Source organism: Alloscardovia venturai (genome assembly GCF_042676605.1).
GTDB lineage: Bacteria > Actinomycetota > Actinomycetes > Actinomycetales > Bifidobacteriaceae > Alloscardovia > Alloscardovia venturai.
In genome coordinates this window covers 81,380-94,827 of the sequence record NZ_JBHTHQ010000006.1, presented here as the reverse complement: position 1 = coordinate 94,827, position 13,448 = coordinate 81,380, and the positions used below count along the sequence as shown (strand labels likewise).

The window sequence follows — 13,448 nt, the reverse complement described above, 5'->3', positions numbered from 1 at the left end:
AAACATGGTTCATCCCAATAAATACAAGGGGTAAACAAGCATAACAGCAACACAAAATGTCCTATAAGCCCCTCTTTGTATAAAAATGAAATGAATACTCCCTGATACGCAAGTGCGGCAATTAATTGGCAAATCAGGAACTATAAGAAATCTCCATCGCGTATAGAGCGATGGAGATTTCTTATTTAGGTGTTGCTACATGCTATGCACGTGGCACAAACGGTTTAATACCAATTATAGCTTTGTGAGTGAGCCCATGCGGCAGATGGAGTTCCGTAACGCCCTGCGATATACTGAAGTCCCCACGTGATTTGGGTCTTTGCAGAAGTTTGCCAGTCAGAGCCAGCGGAAGCCATCTTGGAGCCTGGAAGTGCCTGTGGGATGCCATATGCGCCAGATGGGTTAGCGGCATTCGTGCGCCATCCGGACTCGCGATTCCATAGGTTGACGAGAGCTGTAAAGTCAGATTCAGACCAGCCTCGAGCGATGACCATTTCGTGAGCTATGGACTGAGCCTCAGACACTGGCACCGTGGTACCAAGATTTGCAGAAGATGATGAGGACGCGGAGCTAGAGCTACTTGAACTGCCCCCGCTTGATGATGCAGTAGCCTTCTTCGTGCCGATGTGGATCTCCTTGTTGACGGGTGCTGTCTTGACGTGTTCAGCGATGGTAGCAGTGGTAATCGTATCGCTACCGTTCTTGGTCACGAGATTAGTTTGCTCGACGACGCCATCTTTGCCTTCTGTGACGACCTTCTTCGTGCCAGCTGCCAAGGAGTCATCATTCACTTCGACAGTGTTGTAAGGAATGCTCTGCTCGACAGTTTCGATAGTTGAATTTGCACGAGTAATGGTGATAGTCGTGGACTCGGTTACCTTAGTATTTAAAGATGGCGAGACGCGATCGGTATCTTCAAGTGTAATGTTTCCAGTCTCAAGCACAGATTTTACGGTCGTGAAATGAGTGCCAACCACCATTCGGCTTTGTCCATTAATGACTACCTTGACGTAGCGAGAATCAGCCGAAGCATCACCCTCGCCGTTTTTTAATGCGGCACGGAGAGTGCTACGGGACACATCTTGGCTGTTACTTGCCAAATCATTAATGGAATATGACGTAATGCCATGGTTTGTACTGCTATTGAGATAGTGTGCAGTCGCGAAGACCCCTCCAGTGGTAAGCAGAACGATTGCTGCTACACCAGCACCCAATGCAGTCCAGTGTTTGCGCTGCATTTTCTTGATGAGTGGAACGGTTGGTTGTCCGTGACGACCAGACATAAAACTCCTAGCTTCGACCGATAATATCGATTTTCAGTTATAAACTCAACTATTTTATCATTTACCCCTTACGGATGAGAGGGGGCAAATATTTTACTTGCTTTCTGCACTATTTCCTGTATTGTTTCCTGTTCCCTCTACCTCAACTGTGCCCATATCGAGATCTTCTACTTGCTTGATGACCTCCTCCAAATCTGAAGCGCGTAAAGCGCCTGCTTGCTGAAAGACTACGGTACCGTTCTTGATAGCCATCAGCGTAGGAATAGCCTGAACGTTTGCTGCTTGTGCTATGTGCTGGTTTTGATCTACATCAATCTTGCCGAAATAGATATTGGCATGCTTTTCAGATGCTTTTTCATACACAGGGCCGAAAGCACGACATGGGCCGCACCAGGTAGCCCAAAAATCAACAAGTACGATGTCATTAGCTGAGACGACGTCATTAAACTGCTCTTGAGAAATTGCGTGGGTAGCCATGATAGTCCTTCCTTATTTTTCTTAAAGTGCTCATAGGCTCGTAGGTGGTTATACGCTGACTTACACAACCAAGTCCCTCTCACACTTATTCCAGCGTGCTTTGCTCTCAGCTGAGCGTGTAATTATGACATCATATGCAGGCAGTAACTCTTTGCGAGAGAGTACCGTGGAAAGCATGGCAATCAAATACTTCGACATACCTGTGTACTACTACCATCGTGAATCATTAGCGGTCTCGACTCAGAGTTCCTCTCGTATACCTATCGTGCTTATCCATGCGTTCCCTGTGGATCATCATGTCTGGGATAGAGCGGCGCAGGAACTTGTACGCCAGGTCCCAGATTTGACGGTGATGGCGATTGATATGCCTGGCGCTGGTGTTAACCCCGTACCGACGAAAGAACAGACGGGCGCAGCCGCTGAAGATGGAGCCTATAAGCAAGCGATGGATCGTCTCGCATCGTCCATCGTACACGCTGTGCAGAGTCAAGGATTTGAACAGGCTATTTATGTAGGAATTTCTATGGGCGGGTACGCTGCTTTGGCTATAGAGCGACTTTATCCTGAGTCGGTAGCAGGCATCGCGCTTTGTGACACAAAGGCTGATGCTGATAGAGGAGCAGCACGTGCAAACCGACTTCAGGTAGCACAAACTGCTGAAAGTAAATCAACTCTCGAACCTGTGCTTCATTTTGCACATCCTCAAGAAAACGATTCTGATTTCAAGAAATCTGCAGAGTTTATTGATACTTTTGTGGGGTGGATTAACTCTCAAACTCCATCAGGCATCGCATGGCGTCAGCGTATGGCAGCAGGTCGCCGAGATGAAAATGACACGGCTACTCAAATCACCGTCCCTGTGGCAGTAATTAGCGGAGAGCTTGACGGGTCATCAAACCCGGAAGTAATGCGACCGCTCGCTGAGAAGATGGCTCACGCAGATGTCGTTTTTACGCAGATTGATGACGCAGGTCATTTTACAAGTTTTGAAAAGCCTGTAGAGGTTGCGACAGCTTTGAAAGACCTCGTATTACGAGTGCGGCAGACGACAGAGCTAGAATCAGAATCAGAAGAACTCCTACAGCGTGCAGAAGAAAGCCATATTCGTCCGCTAAACATTCAGCAAACACTTGAAAACGTTCCCCTCACCGGTGGACGAGTAGATTGGCGCGTGGATGTGCGGGAAAACCTTGATGAGTACAAGATGCGTGCGCTCATTGGTGATGAACATACACAAGTGATGATGGTGCAGGGTGCGCAGGTGGCGCTCGCGAAGAATGGTACGTCACCGTCGGTTATTACGGCGCATAAGCGAAGGATTGCAAGCTTGTCTGGCACGTATGTGGCGCATGCTTTGCATGCCCAAACAGCGAAAGCCTTCTATTACCTTGGTGAGGTTTGTGATGCTTCGACTCACAGGACTACGACATATGTGGCGCTTGACATAGATGCGCTAGTTGATGAAGCCTCTCAGGAGGAGCATAAGGAAAATAACGAACTTCACGAATTTATACGTCGGGCACGAGCACAGTTTGACTGGGTTCCTTTGCGCCAAGCTGCATTATATGTGACGCCTAATGAATCTCAGATTTCTGTCATGGCTACGAGTCTTGCTCAATGGCATGCGACCCATACGCACTGCTCTCGTTGCGGAGCAGTAGTAGAAAGCATTCACGGCGGGTGGGCCTTGCGCTGCACGCGTACGCACGACGATGCATTCGGTCCGTATATCACCTTCCCTAAAATTGAGCCATCGATGATTGTGCGCATTACAGATAAGGATGATCGAATTCTCCTGCAACATAATGCCCAATGGGATGACGGTGTATATTCGGTATGCTCAGGCTTTGTGGAAGTAGGCGAGAATATCGAGCACAGCATTCATCGTGAAGTAAAAGAAGAGCTAGGCATCGATGTAGCACATATTGAGTATCTAGGTTCTCAACCGTGGCCGGTGCCAGCATCGCTCATGGTGGCATATAGTGCTACCGCTGTGAATGATGCGTTTTCACTGGATACTCGTGAAGTACAAGACGCTCGATGGTTCAGCCGAGATGAGTTTATGAATGCCGTTGCTTTAGGCAAAGTTCAATTACCGGGAGCATCTTCTATTGCCCTGTCAATGATTGAGCAGTGGTATGGCGCGAAGTTACAGTAAAGATTACGACAAAGATTTATGTAATTGTACAGAAAAAGTTCTTGTTTTGTGATGAATAGATACTATACTAGCAAAAGTTACTGTAAAAACTTGAGTAAAACCTACAAATGAGGGAAGGAGGCCGCGTGGACGAGGAGACCACTGTGGAATTGAGCCGCATGGATGAGGCGCTGCGGGCAATTGAGCCGGTGAAGAAGCCCCATAAGCGTCGTAACGCTATCATCGTGGCTGTTATCGCCCTTATACTTGTAGGAAGTGTGAGTGGTGCTGCGTGGGGTGCTTCACAGTATTACAGTCAGCGTGTGGCTCCGGGGGTCTCTCTAGGAAACGTCTCGTTAGCAGGGCAGAGCAAGGAAGATGTCGCTCGCGCGGTACAGAGCTCTCTCAAAACGACAAAGGTCAGTTTTACCGTGGGCAGTCAGACAAAAACTGTTAGTCTCGCTCAGCTTGGTATCAAGGCAGATACGCGCAAAAGCGTTGATGCTGTGCTAAAAGCAAAGTCTAACAGTGGTCTTGGCGGTGCGCTCAATCGTATCAATCCTTTTGCACATAAAAACGTCAATATCATCACTGAAAAGATTAATGCTACAGCGCTTAATCAGTGGGCACAGAAGCAATTCCTGACGCAGGATGACCTCGTGCAAGAAGCAGGCGTAGCTTACAACTCTCAGACTCAAAAGTTTGAAGCCCAGCTCGGCAAACCAGGCAAAGGTATCAATACACAGGAACTTGTAGCAGTAGTACAGAATGCGGTCGCGCATACAGGTACTACGACGTCTGCGACGATTTCTGAAGAAACTGTGCCATCTGCTGTAAGTGATGAAACCGCTCAGCAGACTGCAGATGCTGCGAATGCACGCTTGAATACCCCAGTGAAATTAAACAACGGGCAAGGCAAAGCGATTACTGTCGATAGGGCGACTCTTGCTACGTGGATGACCTACGCTCCTGATATGACAAACGGTACACTTAATCTCACTGTCAATAAAGATGCCGTAGCCCAGTATGTTAGCGCTCATAGTACGGAGCTTAATCAAGACAAGGTGGATGAAGTTCAGGTTAAAAATGCTGCCGGCAAAGTATTCGCTACCGTTACACAGGGGCGTAAAGGAGTCGCAGTTAAAGAAGACCAGAGCGCTACTGTGGAGGCTTTGGAGAAGGCTCTCGCAGGTACAGAAGCTACATCGGTGACTGTTGCGGCGGATGTCATTGATTTTAAAACGAACGTGCGCGTAGCTGACTATGACTCTCCTAATGGTGACGCGTGGATGAAAGTTGATTTAAGCGCACAGCGGGCGTACGCATACCGCGGTTCTACTTTAGTCAGGGAATTTATTATCTCTTCTGGGGCAAATACTCCCGATAAGACTTCTGATGATGGCACTTTCTTCATTAATATCAAGTACACGTCTCAGACGATGCGGGGGCCAGGATACGTGACGCCTGGAGTACAGTGGGTGTCTTACTACAATGGGGGCGAAGCATTCCACGCGGCTCCTTGGGCATTAGATAACATCGCTAAAGGTCGTCCAGGCTCCCACGGCTGTATCAATATGTATGAGCAAGATGCGAAGTGGGTTTACGACTTTGCGCAGCCTGGAACTATGGTGCAAGTAGTAGGAAGTACTCCTATGTCTCCAGTACGCGAATAGCTGAACGTACGCGTGAGCGCAAGGCACCTGTAGCGCGAGTTATGGGTGCCTTTTCCTACTTTTCGTGCGCCGTCAGCTCTCTGTCACAAGCTCTCTTACCTATAAAACCATATAAATAGCCTGTAGCGTGCGAATGAAATACGGTAATATATGACTATGAATGAAAATAACGCGAATACGCCGGATTTGAGCGTTCCGGATCACTTGATGTACTCCGAAGATCACGTGTGGATAGATACCTCTGTGTCCCCTGCTGTACTTGGTGTGACAGAGTATGCAGTAGAGCGGTTAGGTGATTTAGTCTTTATTGACCTCCCTGATGAAGGTAGTGAAGTGAGAGCAGGCGATGAGCCTGTCGAGTTGGAATCTGCAAAAGCTATTTCCACTATGGTAGTGCCAGTTTCTGGAACAATTAAATATGTCAACCACGCGGTATCTGATGACCCTGAGGTTATCAACGGTGACCCGTATGGAGAAGGCTGGATCCTCAAGATTGAGCTTGACGATGATGAACCAGAACTTTTGGATGCAGACGGGTACAAGAAAGTTACCGAATAGATTGGGTTTTATATAAGAGCGGATAGGGGAGAAGCACAATGGTACGAGACCAAAAGCCAATCGTAGTGCAACGTACACGCACCACAATTGATGCTCCGTCTGTGCGCGAAAAACCTTCTCAAAAGTCTTTCTTCGTACGCCTTATCCGGCAAATCATCACAGGCGCTTTCGGAGTATGGTATGCGCTATCTACCAAGCTCGCGCTTGCATTAGGCTTCTATCCGCGAGTTGACCCCTATGTCAGCTACGGTACGGAAAAATTTACGAGAATCGTCTGCCGCACGACGCTGAGCTGGCCAGGGCATGGACTTCGTCGTCGTATCTACCGCGGTTTTCGCAATATGCTCATGATTCCCGCAGCGCATGTTCCTGTAGGACTTCACATCGACGGGATTCCCGTGCAGACTGCGCAGGTAGGACAGATGAGTCGATTTGATTCAGTTGACGAAAATGCTGAGTCAGATATGGCGATGATTGCTTCGGATAATCAAGGATATCTTGATTTAATTACGAAGCGTGATATGAGCGCTGGCGTTCACACAGTATCGTATAGCGTAAAAAATCGTTCCTCTGTGTCTGCTCCTGTTTTCATTGCCCCGGACGGTGCACCTGTGGGTATCATTTCTGATGTCGATGACACTATCATGGTGTCTCAAGTACCTGAACTTGTAAAAGCTGCTACAAAGCTTCTCTTTGCGGATCCTAACACTCGTAATTCTGTGCCGGGTATGAGCGTTTTCTACAACAAGATAGCGGATTTATTTCCTGGAGCGCCGTTCTTCTATCTTTCTACATCCCCGTGGAATGTCGAGGGCTCTATCCGTGAATTGATTCACGCGCATGGTTTCCCGCAAGGTCCGATCCTTTTGCGTGACATCGATCCTCGTCCGAAGACGTTTATCCCTAGTGGCGTCCAGCACAAGCTAGAATTTGCACAGCAGCTCATGGCTGATTTTCCGCATATGCGTTTTATTCTGCTCGGTGACGATGGGCAGCATGACCCGACTACATACGCGCGACTGACCAAACTCTACCCAGGGCGCATCATCGCTATCGGCATTAGACAGCTGACGCGCGATGAGAAGCGGATTCAGCAAATGATGAGTATGCCGTCTGCCCCGGATGTGGATGTGCCCGTGTATTACGGACAGTCAGGTGTGAGCTTAATGGCGACGATGCTTCCATTGCTAGAAGTCGAGGCAGAACGGTTGAAAAAGGGCAACTAAAAGCGGGCGTACACATATCGCACAAAACACACAAGAGTTGTGAGTTATAAGGACGTCCACGAGACGATACGACGAAGAGAGAGCTAGGCTGAAAAAATACTATGACGGATTATTTTGCATCACATGGCGTAACATCTGCTGATATCCCTCAAGCACACAAGGATCCTCACATTCGCGTTCATCATGGACGAGAGTTTATCGACAATTATGAGTGGCTTCGTGATAAAGAAAGCTGGGAAGTACAAGATTTTGTATCAGCGCATAACCGTTTGACAGATAAAGTAACGTCTCATCTTGCTGGGCTAAAGCGCACTCTTTTTACCGAGCTTAAGGGTCGCGTGCAAGAGACAGATATGAGCGTACCGACACGCATCGGTGATTACTGGTATTTTGCGCGCACTGAGGAGGGCAAGCAGTACGGCAAGCAGTGCCGTGTGCCAGTGCGTGACGTCGATGATTGGACGGCACCGAAAGTTACAGCTCAGAAAAATCTCGAAGATGAAGAAGTCATCTTTGATGCAAACGCGGAAGCACAGAACTACGATTTCTTCCGTTCTGGCGGCATGGACCTCGACAAATCAGGACGTTACTTGGTTTATAGCATCGACACGAGCGGGGATGAGCGTTATGACGTGCACATGCGCGATTTATCCACAGGTGAGGAGTTGCCTGACATTATTACAGGCGTGAGCGCAGGTGCATTCATCACGATGGATGGACAATGGATTTTCTACGTGCGCACAGATGATGCGTGGCGTCCTTGCGAGGTGTGGCTCCATCGTGTGGGGACGACTGTCGATGAAGATACGATGGTGTGGCGTGAAGAAGATGAGCGTTTTTGGGTTGGAGCAGGTTTGAGCTTTGACGAACAGCGTATCATCGTCGAGACGAGTTCTAAAACGACATCAGAAGTACTTCATCTCGCAGTAGAAGATATTCCAGGGCTTCTTCTCGCGGACGATGACCCCCGTGCTCGCCGTTTTGAGCCATTTATTCCACGTCGTGACGGAGTGGAATATGATGTGAGTTTTGCTCGCTTTGAAGGTATGGGAGCCGACGGTGCAGATGTACCTGTCGCCGTGGTTGTGCATAATGTCGCACATCCTAATTTTGAAATTGACCTTATCGATATGAGCGAATCTGCCGGTCCCTATAAGCTCACAGATGGCACGTGTATAGCGGTAGGCTCTGATTATGCGTGCGAAGAAGCTGCCGAGGAGGATCGCTCCCGCTCAGTAAGCGAACCATACTATAACCCGGCTAATCCCGATATCGTGCAAGGTGCAGCAGGACTGCAAGTAGGCGGGTTGGGGATATACAAACATTTCATCACGTTTAGCTATCGTGCGAATGGTTTGCACCATAGTGCCATTATGTCGAAAGCTCAAGCGTATAGAGATTGGAAAGCAGGCCGTCCGTTAAGTTTTAGCGTCCTCGGCGAAAACGTCGATGGCGTGATTCCGTCCGTAGGTTTTAGTGCAAATCCTTCTTATGATGCACCCGTTGTACGCTACGCGGTGACGAGTTACACGCATCCGAGTCAGTTGTGTGAACTCAATCCGCTCACGGGCGAAGACTATGTGCTCAAGGAAGCATCGGTCCTTAATTATCATCAGGATGATTACGCTGAGCGTCGTATATGGGTAGAAGTTCGCGATGGGGTACACGTGCCTGTGTCCCTCGTCTGGAAGCGTGGACTTGTGCCGTCACTTGACCACATGACACTTTCGAGTGATGCTAACGATATGGTTTTGAGTGCACCTGAACTTTCTGATATGTTTCGCGCTCAAGATGGTGATTTTTCGGGCAATGGTAGTTCTCCGATGTTTATCACGGGGTATGGCTCCTACGAATCCAGCTCAAATCCGGGATTCTCTGTGGCTCGTCCAAGCATGATGGATCGCGGTGTGATTTTTGCAGTAGCGCATATTCGCGGTGGCGGCGAGATGGGTCGCGCATGGTACGAGCAGGGCAGACGTCTGAAGAAAAAAAATACTTTCTTCGACTTTGTAGACGTTACTGCTGCGCTTCAATATGCTGGAATTGCTGACCCGCGAAGAACCGTTGCCAATGGCGGATCTGCTGGCGGTTTGCTCATGGGGACTGTGGCAAATATCGCGCCATTCCTCTATGCGGGTATCGAAGCAGATGTGCCTTTCGTGGATGCGCTGACGACCATTCTTGATGAGAATTTACCTTTGACAGTTACTGAATGGGATGAATGGGGAGATCCGCTTCACGATGAACGGGTGTATGACTATATGAAGTCGTACACACCATATGAAAACGTGCCAACGGCACAAGAGCGCAAAAAAGCTTTTGGCACTGATCATTTCCCTGTCATTTTCATAACGACATCTATGAATGATACGCGTGTGTACTATGTAGAACCCATGAAGTGGGTTGCTCGTATGAGCGAGTTGGGTATGGGCATTGAAGCTTTTGCAAAAATCGAAGTAGAGGCAGGGCACGGTGGAGTTTCCGGACGATACAAACAGTGGGATGAAGTATCCTTCGAAAACGCGTGGTGCCTTGACATTATGGGAATATGCTAAGCAACGTTCATTCTGCGGACGTAGTGACCATTCCTTGAGCCTTGCCCCTTACACTTGAGTCATGGCAGATACGAAAACGTATGACATCGCGGTTATCCCTGGCGATGGAATTGGCAAAGAAATTACCCCAGAAGCTCAAGCTGTAATGGAGAAAGCTACCGAGGGTGTGGCGCAGTTTAACTACACGCAGTTTGACCTCGGCGCTGACCGCTATTTGCGCGACGGCGTCATCTTGACCGATGAGATTCTTGATGAAATTAAGCGCAATGATGCAATTCTTCTCGGGGCTATCGGTGATCCTCGTGTCAAGGCTGGCGTGCTTGAGCGTGGATTGCTCTTGAAGATGCGTTTCGCTTTGGATCATTACATTAATCTTCGTCCCTCAAAGTTATATAAAGGTGTGACGTCCCCACTGGCTCATCCCGGTGAGATTGATTTCGTCGTGGTGCGTGAAGGCACGGAAGGACTATACGTAGGCGCAGGTGGATCTGCTCATGCTGGTACAGATCAGCAGATAGCGACGGAGGTATCTATCAATTCTGCCGCTGGAGTAGAACGTACGGTTCGCTATGCATTTGATCTTGCGATGAAGCGCCGTAAGCATGTCACTCTTGTGCATAAGAAAAATGTGCTTATCAATGCGGGTGACATGTGGCAACGCATCGTGGATAAGGTCGCTGAGGAATATCCTGAAGTGACGCATGACTACTTGCATATCGATGCTACGACTATTTTTATCGTTACTGACCCAGGGCGTTTCGACGTCATTCTCACAGATAATCTCTTCGGCGACATTATCACGGATGAAGCTGGGGCGGTTGTAGGAGGCGTGGGCTACTCGGCCTCGGGAAATATTAACGCTTCAGGTAAGTATCCGTCGATGTTTGAGCCGATTCATGGATCGGCTCCAGATATCGCTGGTAAAGGAATCGCGAACCCAACAGCTGCTATCATGTCATCAGCAATGTTGTTGCATCATCTTGGATTGGACGATGCGGCAGAAAAGATTGAGCGTGCTGTGGAAGCAGATATTGAAGAAAATGGTTCTACTGCGCGTTCCACGCACCAAGTAGGACAGGATATTCTTGCGCGACTGGCATAAACTCACCTCATATCGCGGGGCATGTAAAGTCCCCGGCGGAAAACTTGTAGCCGTTCAACTGTGGTATGCGCAGGGGCGGCTATGTCGTGTTCAGCTTGATGGCGACTTCTTCATAGACTCAGTAGAGGATCCTAGCGCTGTCGTGGAATATATGGAAAAGCTCCTCGTTGTGGCGTCAGCACACAAAGCTGTAGAAACAGTGCAGGAGCGTTATCCCTCTGCACAACTTGTCGGACTCACTGCTGAAGCAATTGAGTGCGCGATGAACAAGGCGGCTGAGCAGGCAAATAGAGAGATGCGGCCGTATGAAGAGTTGACTCCTCATACGCAGGAGCGTCCCACGAGTACCGTCGTCCAAGGTAGCGGATTGCGCATACCTTACTTGAGTGCAGTCAGTCGAGATGGCGAAAAAATTGAACAGCTATGTTTCACGTGGAACAATTATGACTTTGATATCATTGGCGATCCGCAGCCGCGCAGCCCGGCTATGCACATGGCACTCGATGAGATTCTTGCACGCGACGTGGCACGAGGCGCAAGAAAGCCTACTTTGCGCTTTTGGCAGTGGGACAGTAATGCTGTCATCATCGGGCTTCACCAAAGTGTGAGCAATGAAGTCGATAGAGTGCGTGCCAAGGCGCATAATTTCACTGTTGTCCGTCGTATGACTGGTGGCGGCGCGATGTTTGTGGAGCCTGGAAATACGATCACGTATTCGCTCTACGTGCCTGCGGATTTTCTTGATGGACTCTCGGGGTATGAGGCGTATAAGAGGTGTGATGAATGGGTTATACTGGCTCTTCAACATGTGGGGATTGAAGCGCGCTATAAGCCGCTGAACGACATCACTTCTGCGGCAGGGAAGATTGGTGGTGCTGCACAGCGAAGGTATAGGGCGTCTCACGCGACTGGAGGAAGTGTGCTCCACCACGTGACGATGGCATACGATATCGATGCGGCAAAAATGGTTGAAGTCTTGCGCATTTCACGCGAAAAAATGTCAGACAAACCCGTGAAATCAGCAGTGAAACGCGTAGACCCATTACGATCTCAAACTCAGTTAAGTCGTGATGAACTGTGGCACGCACTGGAAAATCAGGCAAAAACGATTATTCCGCACATAAGAGAGTCCAAACTCGACGCTCAGACTACAGAGCGAGCGCAACTGCTCGCTGCAGAAAAGTACAGTAGTGACGAGTGGACAAATCGTATCCCATAGTAAAAGTAGTACAATGAGACTCGACTCTAGGAGGAACTTTATGGGATACGTAAGTGACAGTGTCGTTCGCGATGCCATCAATCGTGCAAGTACGGGCTTGTTTCAGCTAGCGTATAAAGAAGCGGTCAAGCCTATCGTGTTTGACCAGTCTCCTGATGATGCCCATGCACAAATGCTTCAATTTGCACGCGTGACGCGTCACGTTCTACCTCTTATGTGGGCGTTACGGGGCATGATAAACTACACGGACCCTATTTTAGAAACGTCTGTCATGGGCGTGAAGTTTGATAATCCTTTTGGTCTGTCTGCTGGGCTTGATAAGGATTGTGATTTACCTGTGTTGCTTGACAATGCTGGTTTCGGATTTGAGACAATTGGCTCTATAACGTCGCGCGCATGCGCGGGGAATCCTCGTCCGTGGTTCCACCGTTTGCCTGAATACGCTTCTATGATGGTGCATGTCGGGCTTGCTAACGATGGTGTAAACATGGTAATGCCACGTGTGGAGAAAGCCGTGATAAATGCTCAAACTATGCGCATCTCGGCTTCTTTGGCACGCACGAATGACGACCTGACTGGCGATATTGATGAAGGTGTGGAAGACTACGTTAAGTCTTTTACCCGTGCGGCTAACCGTACGCACATGCTTGAAATCAATATTTCCTGCCCAAATACGCGCGTAGGTGAGCAGTTCACGAATCCTGAGAATTTAGACAAGCTTTTCACTGCATTAGATAAGGTGGAGCATAGTCAGCCTGTACTTGTCAAGATGCCGAGTGATAAGTCATGGGAGGAGTTCAAAGAGCTCGTCGATGTACTTTCTGACCATGATGTGCAAGGATTATCTATAGCAAATTTGCGTAAGGACAGAAATGGTCTTGACGTTCCACCAGATTGGGTAGGCGGACTGTCGGGACTTCCTACGGAGAGCCTGAACAATTCTTTCGTTGAGCGAACGTATCGCGACTATCACGACCGCTTTGCTATCGCGGGAATAGGCGGAGTCTTTACTCCAGAACAGGCGTATGCAAAGATTCGTAAAGGTTCAAGTCTCGTAATGTTCATCACCTCGCTCATGTATCGTGGGCCACAAAATATTACCGTACTTAAACGCGGTCTGGCTCAATTACTTCGCCGTGATGGTTTCTCTAGTGTGGCAGAAGCTGTGGGCGTGGATGTAGAGTAAAGGGCTTAGTGAGGAGCTTAGCTAGCTAAACT

10 protein-coding genes are annotated in these 13,448 nt (G+C 48.8%); 8 read left to right on the top strand and 2 right to left on the bottom strand.

Annotation, left to right across the window (positions count from 1 at the left end):
* Positions 1-224 precede the first annotated feature (224 nt).
* The gene (locus ACFQY8_RS00850; protein WP_377937699.1) at positions 225-1,283 is read right to left on the bottom strand and encodes an aggregation-promoting factor C-terminal-like domain-containing protein; all 1,059 of its coding nucleotides are present in this window, start codon (positions 1,281-1,283) and stop codon (positions 225-227) included.
* Between the two features lie 93 nt (positions 1,284-1,376).
* Positions 1,377-1,760 (bottom strand): thioredoxin, encoded by a 384-nt coding sequence (trxA, locus tag ACFQY8_RS00845; protein WP_377937697.1) that lies wholly within the window; start codon positions 1,758-1,760, stop codon positions 1,377-1,379.
* 175 nt (positions 1,761-1,935) lie between these two features.
* On the opposite strand from trxA, the gene nudC reads away from it, so the two are divergent.
* The 8 genes from nudC (at position 1,936) to ACFQY8_RS00805 (ending at position 13,416) form a co-directional block, all read left to right on the top strand.
* The gene (gene nudC / locus ACFQY8_RS00840) at positions 1,936-3,918 is read left to right on the top strand and encodes an NAD(+) diphosphatase (protein WP_377937695.1); all 1,983 of its coding nucleotides are present in this window, start codon (positions 1,936-1,938) and stop codon (positions 3,916-3,918) included.
* A 125-nt stretch (positions 3,919-4,043) separates the two neighbouring features.
* The gene (locus tag ACFQY8_RS00835; RefSeq protein ID WP_377937693.1) at positions 4,044-5,570 is read left to right on the top strand and encodes a L,D-transpeptidase family protein; all 1,527 of its coding nucleotides are present in this window, start codon (positions 4,044-4,046) and stop codon (positions 5,568-5,570) included.
* A gap of 150 nt (positions 5,571-5,720) precedes the next feature.
* Positions 5,721-6,128, top strand: a complete 408-nt coding sequence (gene gcvH / locus ACFQY8_RS00830) for a glycine cleavage system protein GcvH (protein ID WP_377937691.1) — start codon at positions 5,721-5,723, stop codon at positions 6,126-6,128.
* Positions 6,129-6,166: 38 nt separating this feature from the next.
* A complete protein-coding gene (locus ACFQY8_RS00825) occupies positions 6,167-7,354 on the top strand; it encodes an App1 family protein (RefSeq protein WP_377937689.1) in 1,188 nt (395 codons plus the stop codon).
* 101 nt (positions 7,355-7,455) lie between these two features.
* On the top strand, positions 7,456-9,909 hold the full coding sequence (locus tag ACFQY8_RS00820) for a S9 family peptidase (protein ID WP_377937688.1): 2,454 nt from the start codon (positions 7,456-7,458) through the stop codon (positions 9,907-9,909).
* 61 nt (positions 9,910-9,970) lie between these two features.
* Positions 9,971-11,011: a 3-isopropylmalate dehydrogenase gene (locus tag ACFQY8_RS00815; RefSeq protein WP_377937686.1), complete on the top strand. Its 1,041-nt coding sequence runs from the start codon at positions 9,971-9,973 to the stop codon at positions 11,009-11,011.
* Positions 10,995-12,230, top strand: coding sequence for a lipoate--protein ligase family protein (locus ACFQY8_RS00810; protein ID WP_377937684.1), 1,236 nt, complete (start codon positions 10,995-10,997; stop codon positions 12,228-12,230). The genes ACFQY8_RS00815 and ACFQY8_RS00810 overlap by 17 nt, the downstream gene beginning before the upstream one ends.
* Positions 12,231-12,270: 40 nt before the next feature.
* Positions 12,271-13,416: a quinone-dependent dihydroorotate dehydrogenase gene (locus tag ACFQY8_RS00805; protein WP_377937682.1), complete on the top strand. Its 1,146-nt coding sequence runs from the start codon at positions 12,271-12,273 to the stop codon at positions 13,414-13,416.
* The last annotated feature ends 32 nt before the right edge of the window (positions 13,417-13,448 follow it).

Bases quoted from the DNA above. Each gene is read 5' to 3' on its own strand.
- ACFQY8_RS00815 (WP_377937686.1), top strand. From the start codon at position 9,971: ATGGCAGATACGAAAACGTATGACATCGCGGTTATCCCTGGCGATGGA.
- ACFQY8_RS00825 (WP_377937689.1), top strand. From the start codon at position 6,167: ATGGTACGAGACCAAAAGCCAATCGTAGTGCAACGTACACGCACCACA.
- gcvH (WP_377937691.1), top strand. From the start codon at position 5,721: ATGACTATGAATGAAAATAACGCGAATACGCCGGATTTGAGCGTTCCG.
- trxA (WP_377937697.1), bottom strand. From the start codon at position 1,760: ATGGCTACCCACGCAATTTCTCAAGAGCAGTTTAATGACGTCGTCTCA.
- ACFQY8_RS00850 (WP_377937699.1), bottom strand. From the start codon at position 1,283: ATGTCTGGTCGTCACGGACAACCAACCGTTCCACTCATCAAGAAAATG.
- ACFQY8_RS00820 (WP_377937688.1), top strand. From the start codon at position 7,456: ATGACGGATTATTTTGCATCACATGGCGTAACATCTGCTGATATCCCT.
- ACFQY8_RS00805 (WP_377937682.1), top strand. From the start codon at position 12,271: ATGGGATACGTAAGTGACAGTGTCGTTCGCGATGCCATCAATCGTGCA.
- nudC (WP_377937695.1), top strand. From the start codon at position 1,936: ATGGCAATCAAATACTTCGACATACCTGTGTACTACTACCATCGTGAA.